General features: G+C 63.5%; 2 protein-coding genes. Both read left to right on the top strand.

Features of this window, described 5'->3' with window-relative positions; all coding sequences use genetic code 11:
- The coding region (locus NW844_RS12680) for a pentapeptide repeat-containing protein (protein ID WP_414336158.1) at positions 1-584 on the top strand (584 nt) is incomplete at its 5' end.
- A 98-nt stretch (positions 585-682) separates the two neighbouring features.
- Positions 683-2194: a sensor histidine kinase gene (locus tag NW844_RS12675; protein ID WP_414336157.1), complete on the top strand. Its 1512-nt coding sequence runs from the start codon at positions 683-685 to the stop codon at positions 2192-2194.
- The last annotated feature ends 173 nt before the right edge of the window (positions 2195-2367 follow it).

The raw sequence follows: 2367 nt of genomic DNA, 5'->3' as shown, positions 1-2367 counted from the left end.
CCAACTTGCGACTCGATAGTCGTCGGGGAGCGGTGTTGCGCAACGCCAATCTCAGCCGCGCCGACCTGAGCGGAGCCAACCTGGCGGGAGCGGATTTGACGCGGGCCGACCTGAGCGGGGCCAATCTCAAAGAGGCCAGCCTGCTCAGGGCCAACTTGCAAGGGGCCAATCTGCAGCAGGCCTGTTTGCAGGGAGCCATCCTGAGCGAGACCGACCTGAGGGGGGCTGCCTTTACAGGAGCAAACCTGCAAGGAGTGCAGATGATGCGGGCCAATTTGAAGGAGGCGATACTGCGCCAGGTGAATCTGACAGAAGCCAACTTGAGTGAGGCAGATCTGGCCGGGGCCGATTTTTCCGCCAGTTGCCTGCGCTCGGCCAAGCTGGCGCGGACGGATCTCAGTCGGGCCAATCTGGCCGGGGCCGATTTGAGGCATGCCAACCTGGTGGACGCCTACTTGGGGCGCACCAACCTGGAAAACGCCGATCTCGGCGACGCGATCCTGACCCGAGCCGATCTAAGCACGGCTAACCTCAGCGGTGCCAATTTGCGCGGGGCAACCCTGCCGGATGGACGGATTGGGTGAGCAAGGCGGGGATCCGCCCTGGAGCAGGTGAGGTTTTCCGCTGTCCTGGGAGCACCACAACCGCTAGCCTACAGGGGAAGGGTGGGACAAAGGGATCTGTGAACAGCCGCCGATTTCTGTCCTTGATGGAAGCCTTGTGGGCTGCTCTGCCTTTGCCGGAATGGTTGCCGGGGGCGGGGGAGCGCTCGTGGCAGCAGACGGTGGCAGCCCTGCTCCAGCTATGGCAAGAGGTGGGACGGTTTGGCGTGGTGATCGGTGGGCCGGTGTCTTGGTGGCCCCCCTGGGTGGTGCGGGATCCGCTGCCCCAGCTGCCGCTGCCCATCGACGCCCCAGAACCCAACCTGAAGCTGCAAGAGCCGGCCCGCGAAGCCCCCTGGCTGTTTACCCCCGATCTGTCGCCGGAGTCGATCCTGACCCCTGGCCAGACGGTGATCCCTCTCCTGCCGCGGGATCCCTTGGTGGAGGAGCCTTTTTTGCTGGTGCTCACCCCTGTTTTTTCGGCGGTGGCCGCCCAAGGGTATCACCCCCACACGCGGCAAAGAGGCATGATGGTGTCTTTTGAGCCGGAGGTGGTGCATCGGGCTTGGCAAAGCCTGGAGCAGCGGGTTCAACAGGGCAGGCCGGATCAGCTTGCTGCTTGGCGAGAGTTGGCCATCCACTATCCACTGATGCAGCCGCATGTGCGGGTGCTGGCCCGCTTCAGCAGCCTTCTTTTGTTAGGGAACTTGGCCGAATCGGGCTCCTCGCCCGCTTGCCTGCCCCCTGCCAGAGCTGAGGTGGAGAACTCCCCTGCGCCCCCAACCCGGCCAGAAGACACCAAGAAGGGGCGGCTCTCGGCAGCTTCCTCTCCCCCTTCCCCCACAGATTCCTCTCCCCAGAGCCAGTCCTCTGGTCAACAGAGCAGCCTTTCGGAGGCAGAACTGTTGCGGGCTCTCATTCACGAGATCCAGACCCCCCTTAGCACCATCCGCACCTTGGTCAGTCTCATTCTGAAGCGGCGCGACCTGCCGCCACGGGTACGGGAATACGTAGAGAAAATCGATCGCGAATGTACCGAGCAGATCAACCGCTTCGGGCTGTTCTTCCAGGCCACGGAAACGGTGATGCCCGCTGCCACTCCCGGCGAAGGGCGTCGGCTCCAGCTAGAGCCCATTGCGTTGGTGGACTTGGTGCGGCAAAACCTACCTCGCTGGCAGGAGCAGGTGAAACGACGGGGATCCCAACTGGAGCTGCAGATCCCCGACGAGCTGCCGGATGTGGTCAGCGATCCCAAGGCGCTGGAAGCGGTGCTGTTCGGCATGGTGGATCGCATTGCCCGCAGCACACCGGCCGGCAGCCACATTCGCGCCCAGCTGGTCAGCGCTGGCGAGCTGGTCAAACTCCAGTTTCAGGTCAACACACCTGAGGCCAGCAACGCCGCTGCCGACTCAGAGCCCAAATCTCCCCAAGCCATTGGGCAGCTGTTGGTCGTGCAGCCGGATACGGGTGCAGTGAGCCTCAGCCTTCCCGTCACCCAAACCTTGTTCCGCGCCTTGGGGGGCTACCTCACCGTGCGCCACCGCGCCCACCGGGGGGAAATTCTCAACATCTACCTGCCCCGCCAGCTATGAGCCACCGATCCCGCTCTCATCCCGATATCCTTATGGCGGATCGCAGGGGAGATGGGGCTAGGATCGATCTGCCAGCGCCGGGAGAGTCTAGAGATTGGATCCATGCCGAGAGCCAGAAAAGTTGCCGAACACCATCCAGAGCCAGAGCCTGCCTGTGGAGCTGGGGATCCCAG

This window comes from Synechococcus sp. H55.2 (genome assembly GCF_047462495.1).
Classification (GTDB): domain Bacteria; phylum Cyanobacteriota; class Cyanobacteriia; order Thermostichales; family Thermostichaceae; genus Thermostichus.
The sequence above is the reverse complement of the archived record's forward strand: the minus strand, read 5'-3'. Positions and strand labels throughout refer to the sequence as shown.